The organism is Pigmentiphaga sp. GD03639, from assembly GCF_029845405.1.
Classification (GTDB): domain Bacteria; phylum Pseudomonadota; class Gammaproteobacteria; order Burkholderiales; family Burkholderiaceae_B; genus Pigmentiphaga; species Pigmentiphaga daeguensis.
The window spans coordinates 109,336-127,558 of sequence record NZ_JAOCLR010000014.1 but is presented as its reverse complement, the minus strand read 5'-3'; the positions used below and the strand labels follow the sequence as shown (position 1 = coordinate 127,558).

The window sequence follows — 18,223 nt, the reverse complement described above, 5'->3', positions numbered from 1 at the left end:
GCTCGTCGGCCAGCCGCGCGCGGTCCAATCCGTTCGCGGAGGGCGGAGCCGCACTCAGCACATGCAGCAGGGTCAGCACCGCCCGCGCGAACGCCGGCAGCGCCTTCGCCTGGCCCACGGCCGGTGCCACGCAGACGAAGCCGATGCCGCCGACGCTGGCCTCGATGTGGTCGGCGACCGCCGCTTCCTCGCCGATCTCGCGCGCGAACTGCGCGATGTGCACGCGCAGGCGATCCGGCGCGTCCAGCCCCGGCTCGATATACCAGACGTCCGAGATGGGATAGAGCCCGCCAGCCTGCACGGGGATCGCACGCAGCGCGTCGGCCTCGAAGTCGGGCAGCTTGTCGCCGAGCTGGTCCGCGACCATCCGTTGGATGGACAGCAGGCGCTCGGTGGTCGGTGCCGGTGTCACGATGTGCCCTTGCAGACGCTCGTCGCGTTGCCCGTACTGTTCCTCCGGCGCTCCGGTCGGTGCAGGCGGTGTTGCTGCTGGCGCCGGAGGCGCGACCGGCGTGGCGTCGCGCGGCACAGACGAGGCGGGTGGCTGCTGAGGCGTGGAGACCGGCGGGGGAGGAGCAGCAGGCACGACAGGCGCTGCCGGTGGCGTCGGCACCGCTGGTTCGCTGGTCAGCGCACGCTGGCGGCTTTCGCTGTCGTTGATCTCCAGCGCCAGCGTGTCGTAGTCCACCTCCAGCAGCTCGGCCATCTGGCCCACCAGCTCGTCCTGCACCCGCTGCGGCGAGAAATCGTCCGGCTGTGTGTCGAACTGCGTCAGCACGTCCTGAAACAAGGTGGCGAAGTCCACGGCCACGGTGCGGCCCAGCGCACGCCGCTCCCAGGTGCGCTCGCACGCCTTGCGCAGCACCGCGAGCCGGTCCACCTGATGCCGGCCCAATCCGCCGTACAGCAGCGTCGGGATCGCCGGCAGCAGATAGCGCACCGCATCGTTCATGCGGCTGATGTGCGACTGCGGCACCGGATAGCCGTCGGCAGTCAGCCGCCGCGCGAGTTCGCTCTGCGACAGCGCCTGGCCGCTTTCCTGCTCGTAGAACTCGCGCGCCTTCTCGATGCCCAAGGCCCGCTCGATGAAGGTCAGCCCGCCGCGCAGCTCGTTCTCGGCCAGATGCCCGGTCAGCGCCACGATTTCGCCGCGCGCCGGCCACGGGCGGAACAGGCACGCAATGCGGAAGAAGCGTTCCTCCTTGGTCTCGCTCCACAACTCGCGCAGGATCGCCAGCCGCGTGTTGCCGCCGTTGCGAATGATGTAGTGCGCCTCGCCCGGCCTGCGCGTGATCGCGGGGGGCGCGTCCAGCCCACGTTCGCGGATGGACGCCTTGATCTCCGCATAGGCCGGGTTGCGCGTCACGCGCGGGTCGTGGTCGTAGGGCCGCAACTGGTTCAGCGTCACCATCATCGGCGTGTCGGCGATGGGGTCGCTCAAGGTCGCGGCCGAAGGGCCGCTGCGCTCGAAGCCGGTGGCCAGCAGCTTGGCAGCCATGTCCTGCGGCGTCAGCTCAGCCACGGCCGTTCTCCTGCGCCTGCCGGTCGGCCCGGCGAAGTTGCGCGCGGGCATTGCGGTCGGCACGGTGGTCGCTCGCAGTCGAACTGGTGTAGATCGACGCGCAGCCTGGTTTCGTGAATTTCAGGTGCCCGCCGGACGTGCGCACCACGCGCCAGCCTTCGCCCAGCGCGAACTCGATCAGCGCGCGCAGCCGTTCACGGCCGCGCGCCAGTTCATGTGCGCTCGCCATGGCTGGCCCCTCCCGCATCGGCCCGGCCGGTGACCAGCGCGAAGCACTCCCGCCACGCGGGGAACAGCTCGCCGGCCAGCGTGCGCATGGTCTCCAGCGCCGCGGGCGCCGTGCGCCCAGCCGGCTGCCGGTACTCCACCCGGTGCACTGGCAATCCTCGTGTCGCAGCGCGCGGATAGGCTTCGATGGCCGGCACGTCGGTGCCCAGCACCTGCACGCCGGCCTGTTCCTGGAACACCTGTCGCAGCGCCTGCTGGACCAGCCGCGCGTTCGACGACACCGGATGCACACGGTTGATGAGCAGGCGCAGCGGCGGCGGCTCGATGCCCAGGTGCCGATACGGCGCGATGTCCTCGATCAGTTGCAGCGTGCCGCGCCGCAGCTCGCGCGCCGCGAGGATTTCCGGCGTCACCGGCGACAGCGCCAGGTCGGACGCCAGCACAGCCATCTCCAGCAGCACGCTGCGCGCGCCCTGGGTGTCGATCAACAGCAGGTCATAGTGCGTGCGGAAGACGGGCAGCAAATGGCGCAGTCGCAGGCGCCCATCCGGAGCGTGCAGCAGCAGCGTGTTCAGTTCGCCGCGGTCGTCGTTCGAGAGCACCAGGTCCAGGCCCGCGATCGCGGTGCGCGACACCAGTTGCTCGATGCGCCGCTCGTTGAAGGCCAGCATCTCGTAGATGCCGCCGGGCGCGCGCACGTCCAGCGTGAAGTAGCTCGACAGCGTGGGCTGCACGTCCAGGTCCAGCAGCAGCACGCGCAGCCCGGCATCGGCGATGAAGCCGCCCAGGTTGGCCGCAGTCGTGGTCTTGCCCACGCCGCCCTTGGTCGAAATGATGGACACCACCTGCATGGGCTTCTCCTCGTCGAATGGCATGAACCGAGAAGAAGCGTCAGGCGCGTTCTTTGAGGCGCTCGGCGATCCACTGTTCGATCTCCACCGAGTCCCAGCCCACCGCGCGCACGCCCAGGCGCAGCGCCTTGGGGAACTTGCCTTCCTTCATCAGGCTGTAGATGTGCGCGCGCTTGAAGCCGGTCTTGGCTTCGACCTCGGCGCGGCGCAGGATGCGGTGCTCGGTCGGTGCCGCCGTGGCGGTGGTCTGCGAAGACATGAGGGTCACTCCTTAACGCTCAGTGGCGCTGATTGGCGTGACTCGAATTAAGAACGCCGCGTTGAAGAAAGACACCGCAAATGCGGTTTCCGCGACCGCAGATACGGTCTGGCATCGCTCAGGAAGTTGTGCTCTGCAGATTGCGCCGAGCCAGTGCGAACTTGGCCTGCAGGGTGCGCTCGGTGATGCCCATCGCGTTGCCGTGGTGCGCCACCATCGCGCTGATGATGGCCTCCTGCGTCAGGAAGCTGGAATACGGCATGCCGCTGGGCGACTTGCCCAGCAGCAGCGTCAGTAACCCGCCAACGATGTTCAGGTAGGTCGATTCGCTGCGCGGCCCCAGCGTGTTCGCACGCTCCGTGTCGGCCGCGCAGGCGGCGTGCGTTTTCAGCAGCGCCTCATGCTCGGCGCGCAGCGTCTCGAGCACGCCCAGGTGTTCCGCCAGCCGCGCCTTGATCGCTTCCCGTTCGACCAGCAATGCGCCCACTGTGTCCAGGCTGATCGCCGGGTGAAGCGCACGCTCGATCTCATCGAACAGAAACGTCGGTTTCTCGCCTGGGTAGTAGTGCGCCATCCAGGCTTTCAGATCGACGTGCCGCACCGTCAGCGACGGGTCGTCCATTGCCAGGCCCTGCGTGTCCCGCACTAAGCCCTCCTTGCCATACGGCATCTCGCCGTGAGCCAGCGCATCGAAGATTCTTTCGGCGTTCAACCGCAGCATCGGCCAGCGCGGAAACTCCGTTGCCTCCGGCAGAGGCCGCTCTCCCAAGGCCGCCAGGATGCGCCGCTCGAAGCGCAGCAATCCGCTCCAGCGGATTGCCGCCTCGATCGGGCGGTAGTAGGTCTTGGCGCCATCGGCCAGGCTGCTCGACTTCGGCATATCGCGCGCCTCCATTCGTCATCGCACCGAGTCCAAGCACGCGCACCCGCCGTACAGGCGGCGTGCGTGGCTGTCCAGGAATCTCCGGGCGAAACGAGCAGGTGGCGAAGCGGCGAAGACCGTGGCATCGGTGATACCGCCGGTTCCGATGCGAGATGTGCGCCTTGCCGCGCAAGGCGCCATCACTCACAATTCGCAAGCCGCGAAACATGCTGTCACCAGCGTCATTCGCGGGCGCCATGCCTGACCCGGATAACCAGGCCAAAGTCTTTGCAGGGAAAAAGGCCCAGTAAAGCGCGATCAGCTCAACACGCCAGAGCCGATGCGCATACGGCAAGCACTGTTGCGCCGCGCGTCTTCGCTGTGACGCGCCACGATGGGCATGCGAGTTTCATCGCAGGATGCCAACCGCAAGCGCGAGCAACGCCTGGATGCAGCGCGCCCGTGCACAACGTCAATGGAAACCCGCTATGACAAAACAGGTCTGGCGGTTTGACCAAAATGGAATCGGCCAACCCGCCTGAAACAGCCTCATGCGAGCCGTTGCGTATCCAACGGCATATGGCCGACACGCTGCGCACGGTCGATGAAGTGGCGCAGTGGCTCCGACATCGCGCCCTCGGGATGTAGCAGGTAGGTCGTCAGCGCCGCCGAGTCTTCATCCAGCGGCCGGACGATCACGTCCGCCTGCCGGCATGCCACCACGTGCGCCTCGGTGGAAAATCCCACGCCATAGCCGGCCGCCACCAGGGCCAGCATCAGCGAGTGGGTCGTCACGTACTCGGCCACGACCGACGGTGTCTCCACCAGGCGTAGCAGGCGCTCGCATTGCCGGCTGCACTCCGCACACACCTGCGGGTGGCACAGCACCAGCGGGTAGCCCACCACCTCTTCCAGCGGCACCCGCTTGTGCGCCAGCAAGGGGTGCCGCGCGGGTATGGCCACCACCAGCGGGTCTTGCCACACCGGCATGGCGACCACCCCGGCCTCCATCTCGCCGGCCATCGCAAAGGCCGCGTCGTACAGGTCGTTGCCCAGCCCGCCCACCACCTGCGACAGCGGCGCCTCGAACAGCCGGATGCCCACTTCCGGCGCCTCCTCCCGGCACAGCGCGAGCAGCGCCGACAGCCGGGTCCGCCCGACGCCGCCGGCCAAGGCGATGCGCAGGGTGCCCCGGTGTCCCGCCGCCACCGCCCGCGCCTTGGTCTGGGCTTGCTCAAGGGTCAGCAGCACGCGCCGGGCCTCCTCCAGGAACACCTGCCCGGCCGGGGTCAGGCGCACCCCGCGCGGCGTGCGCTCCAGCAGCGTCACGCCCAAGTCCGCCTCCAGTTGGCGGATCGTTCGCGACAGGGGTGACTGCTCCACATGCAGCCTTCGCGCCGCCCGGCCGAAGTGCAACTCCTCGGCCACGGCGATGAAACAGCGAAGATGGCGTAAGTTCATGTACTTCCCCCCCAGAAAGTGGAGTCCATTCCTCTGGCCGTAGGGAACCGCATGAGTGCTTCCCGGTGGCGATGCCGGTCACAGAGGCTTTCCAGTTGCCGCCATCCGGCCTTCAGTCGCTGGCGAGGCTGCGAGTGTCCAGGCAAGGCCGGGTTATTCCATCGGTGTTGCCATATCACACAAAACCACGGACAATCAATAATATTTCTTATTAGCATCTGTGTCTGAATGGAGTGAAGCCGATCAAGCCCGACGTGGCGAACCTGTCCGTCACTACCCACGGCAGCGTGTTCTGGAACGACGAACGCATGGGCGACGAGCAGCTCGCGCAGCGGCTGCAGGCCTCCGCGCCGCGTCAACCGCAGCCCGAGGACTTCATCCGCGGCGACCGCCTGGTGGATCTACGAGCGCGTCGCCCAGGGGATGGCGGCTACGCAGAAGTCCGGGGTGTTGGAGCTGGGTTCGTGACCGACCAGGCCACGACCGGGGTGAGCCGAAAGACACCCCCATGAAACTGCATCGGCACGCCCGCCCTGACGCCGGCGTGTCGTCGTCGGCTGCACCGATCGCGAACTCCGACACGCGTGAGCGCCTGCGCGCGGTGCTCGACACACCGGCTGATTTACCAGCCTTGCGGACGCAGCATCGTCTTCGCGGCCCTGGTTCGCAGGAACGCCTGCGTCATATTGCTTGGCCGCCCGCCCTGGCATGGCAGCAGCAAACACTGGCCATCAGCATTCAGTGTCCGGCTGTGTGCGCCGGCCAGCTCCGCGCGTGTCGGCGACGGGCCTGGTCCCGACAGGCATGAGTGCTTCGACGCGATGCAATCGAAGGAGGTACTGACGGGATGCGGATGTAGATGCTGGCGCCCGAGATGCCGAACCAGAAGAAGACAAACAGGAGGTGGCCTTGGATTTCAGATTGCTGCGTTACTTCGTCGCAGTTGCGGAAGAACTGCATCTGGCCCGTGCAGCCGAGCGTCTGGGCATCGAGCAGTCGCCTGTGTCGCGTGCGATGCGCGACCTGGAAAGCCAGCTTGGCGTGCAGTTGTTCGACCGCAGCACACGCCTGACGCGGCTGACCTGGGCCGGCCAGGTGTTCCTCGGCGAATGCCGGCGCGTGATGGCCACCGTGGAGCAGGCAGTCAAGAGCGCCAAGGCGGCGGCACAGGGCTACCAGGGCCATCTGCGCATCGCCATCTGCGACAGCCTGGCGCAGCCCCGCATCGCCACCCTGCTGGCACGCAGCCGTGAGGAGGAGCCCGAGCTGGAGATTCGCGTCTTCGAGCTGCCGTTCGCGCAGCAGCTCAAGATGCTGCACGACGATCTGCTGGACATCGGCTTTGCGTTGTCAAACGCGGTGCATGATGGCCTCGTCGCCGAGCCGGTGTGGACCGACCCGCTGTCGGTGATCGTGCCCGCACGCCATCCCTTGCTGGCACACGTGCAGGTGCCGCTGCCCGAAGCCTTGAAGTTTCCGCTGGTTCTGTGCCACCCCGAGGCGGGCTCCGGTTGCCGCCACCAGATTCAGGCGGTGCTGCAGGACACGAACATGCCGCTCAAGCTGGTGGACGAAGTGACCAGCCTGGGCGTGATGCTGACCCTGGTCGGCGCCGGCTACGGCATCGGCTTCGCCATCGCCTCGCAGGTGCAGACGCTACAGCGCCCGGACATCTCCATTCGTCCCCTGGCCGGCATCCCACCGATGCTCTCCACCTACCTGCTGCGCCGCCGGGGCGAACCCTCGGAGCCCATGAGGCGATTCATCGAGCGGGTGAAAGACGGGGCCGCGCCGGTCGATGATGAGCCGGTCCTTTGAGGACGCAGCTCGCCTGTCCGTTGCGGCCTGTGGCGTTATGTGCCGGTGGACAGATAGACTTCGGAATGAAATCCGATGCTCTGGCTGTTGATAGATGTGCTTGGCTCGCTTTGGATCACCCGCAACGGCCTGCGTTGACCAGGCCGAAGACTTGAGTCCACAATCGAGTCCATTCCGTGACGCCTGGATCGGAAAAAACGTTCGTAATAAACGAGTTAGCGACCGGGTGCTGTTCCCTTCACCCGCTCCAGTCTTTCAGGCCGTCACTGCCCTTCCGATCACGGGGCACGTCGATGCGGATCGGATCGTCCTGCAATGCGGCACCGAGGACATAGGAATCTCGATTTTCAATGCCCCAGCAGCGCAGCCGTAGCATCCATCTGTTTCAGACAGCCAGGTCTTGGATTCCCGTTCCTTGTCCGGAAAAGGGTTGACGTCGAAGGCGGGCGCAAGACGCCACAGTCCATGCGCTACATGAAGGAAACCATGGTTCTGCAAGTGGTCGTCTACGTTCGTAATCAACAAGTTGAATACAAGGCGACGCCATAGCTGGCGCAAATCCCGGGCAGGTTCATGACCGTGGGAACGGATGGCATCCGCGATTTCCGTGTAGCTGCGATCTTCCTCACGCGAAGCCTGCAACAACGATGCGGCTGACTGGTATGGAATACGGCCATCGGCGCCGTCACGATCGCAAGTCTTCGGCCGTCTCCTGCCCGCGCTCGACAGCGCGGCTGGCTTGATAGATGTGTTCGAGCTCGATCAACGGTGGGGTAGTGCGTCGGCCTTCGGGCACTGTTCGATGCCAGGCCCCGTCCGGGCCGTGCAGGCGCAGCGCGCCGATGCGACTGAAGTCATCGACCGCCAATAGATAGTCCAACTCCGTCAATGCAGCCAATTTGGGATCGGTTCGGCGCCCGGCAATACCTGGCGGACCACCAGCCGCCCACATTGATTGTCTGGGGGCCGCAGGACCACTACATGCCTGAAGCCTCCGCCCGTGCCTATCTGCGCGACTTGCCGGATGCCGAACTCCACCTGCTGGACGGCGGCCATTGGTTGCTGGAAACGCATCTGGACGAAGTGGTCGCGCTGATACGGGGGTTCCTGCAACGGGTGCAGGCGGCCTGATCGGCCGATACCGCTTCAGGTGAACGCTACACCCGCTGCCGCGATGCTGAAGCTGTCCCGGACATGGGCGGAAATGCCGGCGACGTCCAGGCCGACGCCTATGCCGGGCGCGTCCGGCAGCGTGATCGATCCCCGGGCGATCCAGCCCGCGTAGCTGGCGCTGGCTCGCAAGGGGTTGTCGTTCACATCGAGTTCCAGGTAGCCCCGTCCGCCCACGGCGGCCAATACGTGGGCGGATGTCATCGCGGCGATGTGGGTCCCGAACGAATGGGGGCAGAACAGGCCGCCGCGGCGTTCCACCTCCCGCCCGAGGCGTAATGCCTGCGAGACGCCGCCCCACTTCGCCACGTCGGGCTGGACCACGCCGAGCCAGGCGGACGCGCGCGAGAACTCCGCTGCGCTGAACAGGTTCTCGCCGCCCGCCAGCGCTGTCGCGGCAACCTCGCGCAGCCGCATCCAGTCGTCGTCGGCGCAGTCTGGCCGGATTGGCTCTTCTATCCATTCCAGTTCGACCTCCCGGAGTTCGCGCACGGCGGCAAGGGCGGACCGCGGGGTCCAGCCGCAGTTCGCGTCGATCATCATGCGCTCGGACGGCATGAGCCGGCAACGCTGGTCCGCCAGCAGGGGCAGGGTACGGGCATCGTCGAAACCCGCCTTGAACTTGAAGGCGCGGTGCCCCTGGGACCTCAGGCGGTCCAGGACCGCCTCGGAGGCGTCGGGCGCGATGCCGCTGGCGTAGCAGCGCAGGGTGGGGCTGCCGGTCCCCAGCAGCGCATGGAGCGGAAGGCCTGCCACCCTTGCGCGCAAGTCCCAGAGCGCGCTGTCCAGTCCGGCCAGGACTTGCGAGACGGGACCGCGTTCGCCCGCCAGGATTTCCACGGGTGCCAGCCGCGTCGCCAGTGTCCGCACGCAGGCCGGAATGTCGCGCACGAGCTGCCCCGCCAGAAAGGGGGCGACGAATTCGCGCAGCAGCGCGAGGCGGTGCAGGGCGCCGGCCGCCGGCATCCCGCACCAGATTTCTCCCCACCCGACGTGGCCGGTCTCGTCTTCGAGCGCGACCAGCAGGGCGCCTCGCTCCCGGCGAGCGCCGAAAGACGAGACGACGGCGGGCGTGGGGGCGAGGCAGGCGTAGGCGGAGATCTTCTTTACCCGGAACGCGAAGGGCGCTTGCCGGTCCGCCGGCAGGATGCGGCCCTCGTCCGCGCTAGACGTGTCCATACTTCTCCAGGGCGGCGGACAGCGACAGGCCGTTGGCGAGTTCCTGCCGGATGCGGGCCTCCTGTTCGGTCAGGCGCTCGGCCTCGACCAGCACCTTCTCGGCGTGGGCCGCGGGGATGACGATGGCGCCGTCGGCATCGGCCAGGATGAAGTCGCCGGGGGACACGGCGACCAGGTTGCCCGTGGCCCCGGCCAGGTAGACCTTCTCCTGCCAGCCTGTGACGCGCCAGCGGCCGATGGACTGGACCGGCGTGCGGTAGGTGGCGAAGATGGGGAATTGCATGGCGTTGAGCCAGTGCAGGTCCCGGATGCCGCCGTCGATCAGGGCGCCGACGCAGCCGCGTTCCTTCATGCCTATGGCGATGAGTTCGCCGAAATAGCAGATGCCGCGGCCGTCTCCGCTCCAGACGCTGACCTCGTCGTCCGAGATTTCCTGGCACGCCCGCATTTTCTGCGCGTCGCCCCCCTGGGGGCCGGGCACCATCTGGCCGCGGATGGTGAAGGCCCAGCCGGCCAGCTTGCCGGTGCCGCTCAGTTGGCGGAATTCCGGCGCCAGGCCCTGATCGAACAGGCCCAGTTCGTCGAGCACGTCCGCCACGTTGGCCGTGTCGACCTTGGCATAGCGCTCGCGCAGGGTGCGGCGTTGCTCTTTCATCATGGTCATGAATCTGCTCCTTGGTCTAGATGCTGGGAATCAGGCCGCCGTCCACGCGCAGGACGCTGCCGGTGATGTAGCTGGCCCGCGCGCTGGCCAGGAAGGCGACCGCGTCCGCGTATTCGCCAGGGTCGCCATAGCGGCCGGCGGGGATGCTGGCGAGGCTGGCCGCCGACACCTGGTCCGTCGAGAGGCCCGAGGCGGCGGCCCGGGCCTGGTCGAGGGCGGCCACGCGAGAAGTGGCGATGCGTCCGGGGACGGTTACGTTGACCGTCACGCCGTCGCGAGCGACTTCGTTGGCCAGCGACTTGGACCAGCCGACCAGGCTCAGGCGCAGCGCGTTCGAGACGGCCAGATTGGCGATGGGAGCGACCACGCCCGACGACGTGGAGGTAATGACCCGGCCCCATCCGCGTTCGCGCATGCCCGGCACGATGCGCCGGGACAGCGACATCAGCGCCAGCACCATGGCGTCGAAATGGCGGCGCCAGTCGTCGTCGGGAACCTCCAGGGTCGAGGAGGGCTTCGGCCCTCCGGAGTTGTTGACCAGGATGTCGACGGGACCGAGGGCCGATTCCAGCCTCGCGAGCTTCTCGTCGTGCTGGTCGAGCCGGCCGAGATCCCATTGCAGCGCGACGGCTTCTCCACCTCGTTCGGCGATGCCGGATGCCACCGCCTGCGCCGCCTCCAGATTGAGATCGGCCACCGCCACGCGGCAGCCTTCGCGGCTCAAGGCCTGCGCGATGGCGCCTCCCAGGCCGCCTCCGCCACCCAGGACCAAAGCGACTTTGTCCGCGATTCCAAGATCCATGCTCAACGCTCCAATTGCAATGCCGGTGCGTGATCCACCGTCTTTTTCCACATGGCCGATTCGGCCATCCACAATTTCTGGAACTCCACGGGCGATGCCTCGCCGGGCAAAAAGCCGGCGGCGGCGATCTTCCGCACCAGTTCGGGGTTCTTCAGCGCCTTGGCCACCGCCGCGGCGATCCGGTCCAGCCTGTCCGCGGGCAGGTCCCTGGCGGCGAAGAGGCCGGCCCAGGTCGTCACCACGAATCCAGGAAGGCCGGACTCGGCCACCGTGGGGACGTTCGGCGCGAGTTCGAACCTGGCGGGTCCCGTCATGGCGATTCGGCGCGCCCTGCCCGTGGCAACCACCGACTCGGTGGATGGAATGGTTTCGAACAGCATGTCCGCGTCGCCGGAGGCTACCGCCAGTGCGGCGGCGGGGCTGCCGTTGAAGGAGACCGTATAGATGTCGACGCCGGCGGCTTGCTTGAAGCGTTCGGCCGACACATGGGAGGCGCTGCCGGGAGCGGCGTAGGCCGCCGTCAGCTTGCCGGGCGCCTTTCTGGCCGCGGCGATGACGTCGCTGACCGAACGCAGGCCCGAGGCGTTGCTGACGATCAGGCTGAAGTCGGTTCTATAGATCTGGCCCACCGCGACGAACGACGTCGGAAACGCGCCGGCCTGCCTGGGATAGACGTGCGGGCTGACCGACATGGTGCTTTGCGGGGCGATCAGGAAGGTGTAGCCGTCGGCCTGCGCCTTGAGTACTTCCCGCGCGGCCAGGATGCCGTTCACGCCGGGTTTGTTCTCGACCACCACGGGCTGCTTGAGGTCTTCCGCCAGGAAATGTCCCAGCAGGCGCGCGCCGATGTCCGGCGTCGAGCCGGGAGGCGTGGCGACGACCAGGCGGATGGGCCGGTCGGGATAGGTCTGCGCGGAGGCGGCGCAGGGAAGGGCGCTCAGCAAGAGCAGGCCCCATGCCGGGGGCAGAGATCGGGAGCCCATGAATTCTCCAGGCGGGTTCGTTGCACGGCGGTGACGTGGGGTTGACTGTAAGATGCCGGGGGTAATGCGTCCAATATCTTTGAGCTGCATGGTGATACACGATGGATATACCCTCGGCCTTGCCCGATCTGCGGGTGCTACGCCAGTTCGTGGCGGTGGCGGAGTCCGGAAGCTTCCGGCGTGCCGCCGACATGCTCCACATGTCGCAGCCGCCTCTGAGCGTGGCGATGCACAAGCTGGAGGCCCAGCTGGACGTGCGGTTGTTCGAGCGTTCTCCCGTCGGGATCAGCTTGACGGAGGCGGGAGCGGTCCTGCTCAAGGAGGCAACGTTGCTGCTGGCCCAGGCGCGGCGGTCCGTCGAGTTGACCCAGGCGACGGCCCGCGGCGAACTGGGCGAGGTACGGGTCGCCTTCATCACCTCGGCGATGGTGAGTTTCCTGCCCGAGGTGCTGGGCCGCTTTTCCGAGGAGTATCCGGACGTCCGGTTGCGCCTGGTCGAGGGGGTGTCGGTGGACGTGGCCGGCCTGGTATCGAGCGGCCGCGCCGACGTCGGCCTGCTGAGTCCGCCGGTGGAGCTGGCCGCGGGGGTGGACGGCGAAACCGTCCTGGTCGACCGGCTGTGCGCCGTGCTGCCCGATGACCATCCCCTCGCGTCGCGGCGTTCGATTCCGTTATCGGCGCTGGCGCGCGAGCGGTTCGTCTCCTATTCCGCCGACCGGGTCCCCGCTTTCCATCAACGGATCGTCGGGGCCTGCATCGAAGCGGGCTTCCAGCCCAACATCGTCCAGGAGGCGGCGCACATCTACACGATCATGGCGCTGGTCGCCGGACGCCTGGGCGTCGCGCTGATTCCGGGGTCGGCGGCGGCGAGCGGGCATCGCGGCGTGGTCCGGGTGCCGATCGCGGGGAACAGCCGGCTGCTGGAAACGCGTATCGACGTCGTCCATCCGCGTAGCGGAGCATCGGCCGCCGTGGCCAACTTCCTGTCGCACTGCCGGCGGTCGAGCGGAGTGTCTTTGCTATGATCAGCCGCGCAAGGCCGGTACCCACGAAAATCTAGACCGCGAATGGATAAGACAGTCATCAAAGCCTTCCAGGTGTTCGAGCGCCTGTGCCAGCACGACGGGCCGGTGAGCCTGTCCGAGCTGACCCGCGAGACCGGGCTTCAGAAAAGCAACGTCCACCGCCTGCTCAACACGCTGATGCACCTGGGCTATGTCTGCCAGGCACCGGATGCGAGCTACATGCCCACGCTCAAGACCTGGACTCTGGGTAACAGCGTGCGGGAACGCTACAACGTGGCATCGCTGGCCCGGCCGGCCCTGGTGGCCCTGCGCGACGAGTTGGGCGAGACCTCGTATCTGGCCGCCCTGGACCGGGACAGCATCGTGTATCTGGACGTGGTCGAGGGTACGCATCGCATCCGGGTGAATGCGAAGACGGGTGGGCAGGCGCCCATGCATGCGACGGCTTCGGGCAAGGTGTTGCTGGCGTTTTCGTCCGGATCCGTGCTGGATTCGCTGGCCGAGCCGTATCCCCGCTTCGGTCCCAACACGCCGACCACGCGGGCCGAGCTGGAGAAGATCATGGCGAAGGTCCGGCGCGACGGCTACGCGGTCAACAACGAAGAGTGGGCCGAGGGGGTGATGGGTATTTCCGTGCCGATTCGCGATGCCGGGGGCGAGTGCGTGGCGGCGATAGGGGTGACGGGCCTGGCCGTGCGGTTGGCCAAGGCGCCGCCCAAGCGGATCATCGCGTTGCTGCAGGAGCACGCGCGGGCGATATCGGCGACGCTGGGCTTTTCCGGCTGAACGGGAAAGCCTTTTCTTTCCGGGTCAGTTGGACGCGGCGAGCTTGCCATCCACGATGACCTTGTTCCAGTAGGCGGTTTCGGACGCCATGAATTTCGCGAAGGTGGGCGGATCGCTGAAGTCCACCGGCATGCCCGCGGCATTGAAGCGTTCGATCACGGCGGGTTCCGACAGTACCTTCTTCAAGACGCTGCTGTAGCGCTGGACGATGGCCGGCGGCATGCCGGCGGGCCCCGCCAGTCCCATCCAGCCCGACCAGTCGATCTCGCCGAAGCCTTGCTCGCCCAGTGTGGGAATGTCGGGAAGGTCTTTCGAGCGTTCTTTCGAGGTGACGGCCAGTACGCGCATCTGTTTGCTCTGGATGTAGGGCATGACCTTGCTGGGAAAGCCGACCACCATGTCTATCTGTCCGCCCAGCGCATCCTGCAGCGCGGGCGCGGCGCCTTTGTAGGGCACGTTGAGCAGTTCGAAATTGCCCAGGCGCTGGAGCTGGAGCATGACCAGGCTGCCCAGCGTACCCTGCGAGACGCCATAGCTGGCGCTTCGGGGCTTGGCCCTGGCGGCTTCGGCGACGTCGCGGAAGGTCTGGTAGGGCCGCTGCGCGTTGACGCCGATGGCCATGGGCGCGCGCGTGACCAGGCCGATGGGGGTGAAGTCTTCCAGCGGGCGATAGCCGGCATCCTTCATCAGACTGGGCACGATGGTGTGGGCGTCCATGATCAGGCTGATGGTGTAGCCGTCGGGCTCCGCCCGGCGGACGAAGTTGGCGCCCAGCGAGCCGCTGGCGCCGCCGCGGTTGTCGACGATGACGGGCTGGCCGAGTTCGTTCGCCATTTCGTTCGAGAAGGCGCGCGCCATCTGGTCGACCGGACCGCCCGCGGGGTAGGCGACGATGAGTTTGATGGGCTTGGCCGGTTTCCACGTGGCGTCCGCGGCCAGGGTGGTGGGCAGGCCGCCGGCGCAGGACAGTGCGAGCGCCGCGAGGCCAAGGACGGGCTTGCCGAGTCTTTGCTGTGTCATGAGATGTCTCCGGTTTTCTTATCGTTTGCGAACGGCGCGCGGCCTCAGGTGGGCCGCTGCGGCGCATAGGCCTGGAAGTTCAGGCTGCCGTCCAGGCGGGCCTGTTCCAGCAGGTCGACTTCCCACGACAGGTATTCGTCCATGGCTTGGCGGGTCTGGGTCGACCTTTCGAAGGGGCGCAGCCAGACGTCTTCGGGTTCCACCGACCAGTGTTGTTCGTCGCTGGTCAACGGCAGGCCGGCCGCGGACCAGGCCGCGATCCCGCCCGCCAGGTAGTGGACAGGCTTTCTGGTAAGGGCCTGTGCCTCGGCCAGGGCGAAACCCGAGACGCGGCCGTCCTCGCAGGTCAGCAGGTAGCCCGCGCTGCCGGCATGGGCATTCAGGGCCGTATCCAGGTGGCTGCGCGAGGCGAACACGGCGCCCGGCACGTGGCGCCGCTTGTAGTGGCGGCTCCAGGACAGGTCCAGCACCGTCACGTCCATGGCCTGCATGTAGGCCTGGGCCTCGGCGGCGTCCAATCCCGGGCTGGCCGGCGTCGGCAGCGGAGCCGGCCGCGTCGCGAGCAGGGCGGCCATGTCGCGGACCCGGTGCGGCGGTGCCACGTAGACGTCGCGCCATCCCATGCACCGCAGCCAGGCTCCCGTCATCAGCGCCCGCGTGTGCTCCGGATCGAGCAGGACAATGCGCGATTGCAGGGTGCCGACATAGAGATCGGTTGCCTGTACCAGTTGACCGCCGGGGGCGGACAGCGTGCCGGGCAGCGGATCCCGCGCGGCTTCATCGGGCGTGCGTACGTCCAGCGCATAGAGCGTGCGCGCCTCGCGCTCGTCCAGCCATTGGTGGAGCATGGGCAGGTCGGCCTCGCGTACGCCGGCGGCGTCGGCAAAGCGCTGCGCGGCCATGCGCGAGGCCTGCGCGGCTTGAGGCGAGGGCGCGGCCAGGCGGCGTTCCGCGCCGGTTTCCACCGCCAGCCCCGCCAGGCGCCATCCCATGGTGCCGTTGCGCAAGGCAACGACGCGTTGCGGCAGGCCGGCGTTGATGATGGATTGCGCCCCCAGGATGCTGCGGGTGCGGCCGGCGCAGTTGACTACCACCAGCGTGTCGTCGTTCACGATGGCTGCGGGAACGCGGAATGCCAGTTCCGCGCCCGGCGCGCTGGTGGATGTGGGGATGGTCTCGGCGGTGTAGTCGTCATAGGGACGCGAGTCGAATACCTTCACGTTGGCACGGGCGTCGAGCAGGCGCTGCAGTTCCTTCGCGTCTATCGAGGGCGTGCGATAGGCATGCTCGACGAATTCGCCGAAGGCCTTGCTGGGTACGTTGACGCCGCTGAAGACCGGCAGGCTGGCCCGGGCCCAGCCCTCGATCCCGCCTTCCAGGGCGGAGACGTCCGTATAGCCGAGGCTGGCCAGCCGCCCGCGCGCCCGTTGGTTCAGCGCCGCGTCGGCGCACAGCACGATGGGCGTCGATCGGCGGGGTATGCGCTGCGGCATCAGCACCTCCAGCCGGGACAGCGCGATGCAGCGCGCTTGCAGCAGGTGTCCGCGGGAGAAGGGAAGTTCTTCGCGAACGTCGACCAGGGCGAGTTCCCCGTCGCGCCGCAGGCGCGCCCGCAATTCGGCGGGGGTCACGATCCGTTCCTGTCCTGGCATGTTCATGTCGGTTGTTCCATGGTGCGGGGCGCCACGTCAGCTCGCCCGCTGCGGAGTCATGCGGGTGACCGTTCCCGTCTCGAGATCGAACATGTCGCGATGGAAGGCGTCCAGGTCGCGTCCGGTGACGCGCGCGAACACGGCCTGGTCGGGGTAGTCGATCGCGTGGATGGCGCCTTGCGGGAACAGCCGGGCCTGCCCGGGTTCCAGCCGGAAGGACTCGGTCGGCGTCAGGTCGGCGCGGCCGGACTGCCGGCCGTCGTCGACGCGCCGGTAGTTGGTGATATCCACCCACCGGGTGACCTGGCCATAGATCGCCCAGGATTCGCCATGGTCGTGGGGCGGGGACTTACGCGCCGCCTTGTTCAGGTGGACCAGGACCTCGAAACCGAGTTCGGGGTCGGTATGGACGCGGTACAGCTTGCGTTCGAGCTCCGGCGCGCAGTACTTGTCGACGAATGCCGGCGATTGCAGCAGCCGTTCGAAATCGGCGCAGACGCGCTCCTGGCCGGCGCGGCCGGGATCCTGGCGCAGCGTGGCACGGGTGTTCTCGCAGAATTGCTCGAGCGTGTACGGATGATTCGGCATGGGGTTCTCCTTACACGATCTGCGGCAGGCACCACACGCGTTCGGCGTGCTCGCGCGTGACGATGTCGAACACGATGCCGTTCGGGTCGCGGTACTTGCGCTCGGTGGCCGGGCCCTTGCCCACGCCGTTGATCTGGCCGTGGTACTGGGCGCCGGCGCCCAGTACCCGGTCCGCGGCGTTTTCGATCTCGTCGATCAGGAAGCCCATGTGATGAAGGCCCTCGCGTTCTTCCGCGTTGGGATTCTTGGTCGAGCTGATGATGGCCAGGCTGACCACGCCGTCGGACATCATGACGGCGACGTTGGACTGGCGCACGCGGAACATGCCGAATGCCTGTTCGTAGAAGCGTGCGGTTTCTTCGATGTCCTTCACCGAAAGGGAGATGTGGCGGAGCTTGCCAAGCAGGGGTTGAGTCATGGTGGGGTGGTCCTTGTCATGTGTACCGAGTGCGCCCGCCGGCCCGGCATCGCGTAAATTCCAAATATTGGACCGACTGTTCTAAAATATTAATTGTCTGCTTAGACCAGGGTCAAGCGCGAAAAACTCATGAAGAAGTGCCCGGGCGCGTCCGGGGCGGCGATACAAGGGGGCGTCCATCGGCGCGGGTTCACGGACAGGGACATCGTCATGCCCATGACCTAGGGAAAGTCCTAGCGTGTCGCTCGCGAAGCGGGATTCGACGCGGCGGAAGCGAGATGCTCCGGAGAATTTCCCAGAAATATCAATGGTTTGGTATCGATGACACGCCTCATGTCTGGCCGGAATTGGCTTGCTCCGGACGCTTTTTCACCTGCCGATCAAATAATTAAAATGAAATTAGACTTTTAAAAACGAAATAAGAATCTAGAATTCGGCCATCCGCTCGAATGGAGGCCCGGATTCGATGATTACCCAGCCTTTCGACGAACTGTCCCTGGGCCAGCGCCGCCGCTCCGGCGGCCGCACCATGACCGAGACGGACGTCGTCAATTTCTGCGGCCTGACCGGCAACTGGCTGGCCATCCATGCGGACGCGGAGTTTTCCAAGCGATCTCTTTACGGCCAGCGCGTCGTACAGGGCGGCCTGGTGTTCGTGGTCGTGAATGCGTTGCTCGGTTTCGATTCGAGCGTCGTCGAAGCCTTCTACGGCGTGGACAAGCTGCGTTTCCTCAAGCCTACGTTCATCGGCGACACCCTGCATGCCGAGAGCGAAATCATCAACCTGCGCGACAAAGGCGAGAGGCACGGCATCGCGACGACGAAGCTCGTCGCGGTCAACCAGCGCGACGAAACCGTGCTGAGTTGCGAGTTCAGCCTGCTCGTGCGGCGCCAGCGCCTGCCGGCCCAATGATCATTGCCATCTTTCCATCGAG

General features: G+C 66.8%; 20 protein-coding genes and 2 pseudogenes. 6 read left to right on the top strand and 16 right to left on the bottom strand.

Annotated features, from left to right (window positions below; genetic code table 11):
* From N5K27_RS16440 to N5K27_RS16415, 6 genes are all read right to left on the bottom strand, one after another.
* Positions 1–1,522 (bottom strand): ParB family protein (locus N5K27_RS16440; protein WP_279817562.1); only part of this gene is annotated, 1,522 nt, incomplete at its 3' end.
* Entirely contained in the window at positions 1,515–1,751 is a 237-nt protein-coding gene (locus tag N5K27_RS16435; RefSeq protein ID WP_013982111.1) for a type II toxin-antitoxin system HicA family toxin, read from the bottom strand. The genes N5K27_RS16435 and N5K27_RS16440, both read right to left, overlap by 8 nt.
* Positions 1,735–2,601, bottom strand: a complete 867-nt coding sequence (locus tag N5K27_RS16430; protein WP_018076212.1) for a ParA family protein — start codon at positions 2,599–2,601, stop codon at positions 1,735–1,737. The genes N5K27_RS16435 and N5K27_RS16430 overlap by 17 nt, the downstream gene beginning before the upstream one ends.
* Before the next feature lie 40 nt (positions 2,602–2,641).
* Positions 2,642–2,860, bottom strand: coding sequence for an AlpA family transcriptional regulator (locus N5K27_RS16425; protein ID WP_011829925.1), 219 nt, complete (start codon positions 2,858–2,860; stop codon positions 2,642–2,644).
* A gap of 118 nt (positions 2,861–2,978) precedes the next feature.
* Positions 2,979–3,740, bottom strand: a complete 762-nt coding sequence (locus tag N5K27_RS16420) for a hypothetical protein (protein WP_013982109.1) — start codon at positions 3,738–3,740, stop codon at positions 2,979–2,981.
* A gap of 531 nt (positions 3,741–4,271) precedes the next feature.
* Entirely contained in the window at positions 4,272–5,183 is a 912-nt protein-coding gene (locus tag N5K27_RS16415; protein WP_019751274.1) for a LysR family transcriptional regulator, read from the bottom strand.
* 233 nt (positions 5,184–5,416) lie between these two features.
* Between N5K27_RS16415 and N5K27_RS16410 the strand changes: the two genes are divergently transcribed.
* Positions 5,417–5,695 carry a hypothetical protein gene (locus N5K27_RS16410; protein WP_025297715.1) on the top strand — a complete coding sequence of 93 codons (279 nt, stop codon included), beginning with the start codon at positions 5,417–5,419 and terminating at the stop codon, positions 5,693–5,695.
* 397 nt (positions 5,696–6,092) lie between these two features.
* Positions 6,093–7,001, top strand: coding sequence for a LysR family transcriptional regulator (locus N5K27_RS16405; protein ID WP_018077868.1), 909 nt, complete (start codon positions 6,093–6,095; stop codon positions 6,999–7,001).
* Between the two features lie 238 nt (positions 7,002–7,239).
* Here N5K27_RS16405 and N5K27_RS16400 read toward each other — a convergent pair whose 3' ends face one another.
* Positions 7,240–7,377 carry a hypothetical protein gene (locus tag N5K27_RS16400; RefSeq protein WP_279817569.1) on the bottom strand — a complete coding sequence of 46 codons (138 nt, stop codon included), beginning with the start codon at positions 7,375–7,377 and terminating at the stop codon, positions 7,240–7,242.
* A pseudogene (locus tag N5K27_RS16395) lies at positions 7,377–7,917 on the bottom strand (HipA domain-containing protein); the annotation flags it as partial. The gene N5K27_RS16400 and the pseudogene N5K27_RS16395, both read right to left, overlap by 1 nt.
* Before the next feature lie 5 nt (positions 7,918–7,922).
* On the opposite strand from N5K27_RS16395, the pseudogene N5K27_RS16390 reads away from it, so the two are divergent.
* Positions 7,923–8,132, top strand: a pseudogene (locus N5K27_RS16390) (alpha/beta fold hydrolase); the annotation flags it as partial.
* 15 nt (positions 8,133–8,147) lie between these two features.
* Here N5K27_RS16390 and N5K27_RS16385 read toward each other — a convergent pair.
* Genes N5K27_RS16385 through N5K27_RS16370 form a run of 4 tightly spaced genes read right to left on the bottom strand, consistent with a single transcriptional unit; the run spans position 8,148 to position 11,799 of the window.
* Positions 8,148–9,350 (bottom strand): mandelate racemase/muconate lactonizing enzyme family protein, encoded by a 1,203-nt coding sequence (locus N5K27_RS16385; RefSeq protein ID WP_087837837.1) that lies wholly within the window; start codon positions 9,348–9,350, stop codon positions 8,148–8,150.
* Positions 9,337–10,014 carry an RraA family protein gene (locus N5K27_RS16380; protein ID WP_132979871.1) on the bottom strand — a complete coding sequence of 226 codons (678 nt, stop codon included), beginning with the start codon at positions 10,012–10,014 and terminating at the stop codon, positions 9,337–9,339. Before N5K27_RS16380 ends, N5K27_RS16385 begins: the two co-directional genes overlap by 14 nt.
* A 16-nt stretch (positions 10,015–10,030) precedes the next feature.
* Positions 10,031–10,816, bottom strand: coding sequence for an SDR family oxidoreductase (locus N5K27_RS16375; RefSeq protein ID WP_087837836.1), 786 nt, complete (start codon positions 10,814–10,816; stop codon positions 10,031–10,033).
* 2 nt (positions 10,817–10,818) lie between these two features.
* Positions 10,819–11,799 carry a tripartite tricarboxylate transporter substrate binding protein gene (locus N5K27_RS16370; RefSeq protein ID WP_165963172.1) on the bottom strand — a complete coding sequence of 327 codons (981 nt, stop codon included), beginning with the start codon at positions 11,797–11,799 and terminating at the stop codon, positions 10,819–10,821.
* Between the two features lie 101 nt (positions 11,800–11,900).
* On the opposite strand from N5K27_RS16370, the gene N5K27_RS16365 reads away from it, so the two are divergent.
* Both N5K27_RS16365 and N5K27_RS16360 read left to right on the top strand, forming a co-directional pair.
* Positions 11,901–12,824 (top strand): LysR family transcriptional regulator, encoded by a 924-nt coding sequence (locus tag N5K27_RS16365; RefSeq protein WP_132979873.1) that lies wholly within the window; start codon positions 11,901–11,903, stop codon positions 12,822–12,824.
* Between the two features lie 42 nt (positions 12,825–12,866).
* Complete coding sequence (locus N5K27_RS16360) at positions 12,867–13,610, top strand: IclR family transcriptional regulator (RefSeq protein WP_087837833.1); 744 nt, start codon at positions 12,867–12,869, stop codon at positions 13,608–13,610.
* A 24-nt stretch (positions 13,611–13,634) separates the two neighbouring features.
* On the opposite strand, the gene N5K27_RS16355 is transcribed toward N5K27_RS16360, so the two are convergent.
* Genes N5K27_RS16355 through N5K27_RS16340 form a run of 4 tightly spaced genes read right to left on the bottom strand, consistent with a single transcriptional unit; the run spans position 13,635 to position 17,288 of the window.
* The gene (locus tag N5K27_RS16355) at positions 13,635–14,630 is read right to left on the bottom strand and encodes a tripartite tricarboxylate transporter substrate binding protein (RefSeq protein WP_087837832.1); all 996 of its coding nucleotides are present in this window, start codon (positions 14,628–14,630) and stop codon (positions 13,635–13,637) included.
* Between the two features lie 44 nt (positions 14,631–14,674).
* On the bottom strand, positions 14,675–16,288 hold the full coding sequence (locus N5K27_RS16350; protein ID WP_132979876.1) for a rhodanese-like domain-containing protein: 1,614 nt from the start codon (positions 16,286–16,288) through the stop codon (positions 14,675–14,677).
* 30 nt (positions 16,289–16,318) lie between these two features.
* Positions 16,319–16,870, bottom strand: coding sequence for a hypothetical protein (locus tag N5K27_RS16345; protein ID WP_279817552.1), 552 nt, complete (start codon positions 16,868–16,870; stop codon positions 16,319–16,321).
* 10 nt (positions 16,871–16,880) lie between these two features.
* On the bottom strand, positions 16,881–17,288 hold the full coding sequence (locus N5K27_RS16340) for a VOC family protein (RefSeq protein WP_132979878.1): 408 nt from the start codon (positions 17,286–17,288) through the stop codon (positions 16,881–16,883).
* A 466-nt stretch (positions 17,289–17,754) separates the two neighbouring features.
* On the opposite strand from N5K27_RS16340, the gene N5K27_RS16335 reads away from it, so the two are divergent.
* The gene (locus tag N5K27_RS16335) at positions 17,755–18,201 is read left to right on the top strand and encodes a MaoC/PaaZ C-terminal domain-containing protein (protein WP_087837828.1); all 447 of its coding nucleotides are present in this window, start codon (positions 17,755–17,757) and stop codon (positions 18,199–18,201) included.
* The last annotated feature ends 22 nt before the right edge of the window (positions 18,202–18,223 follow it).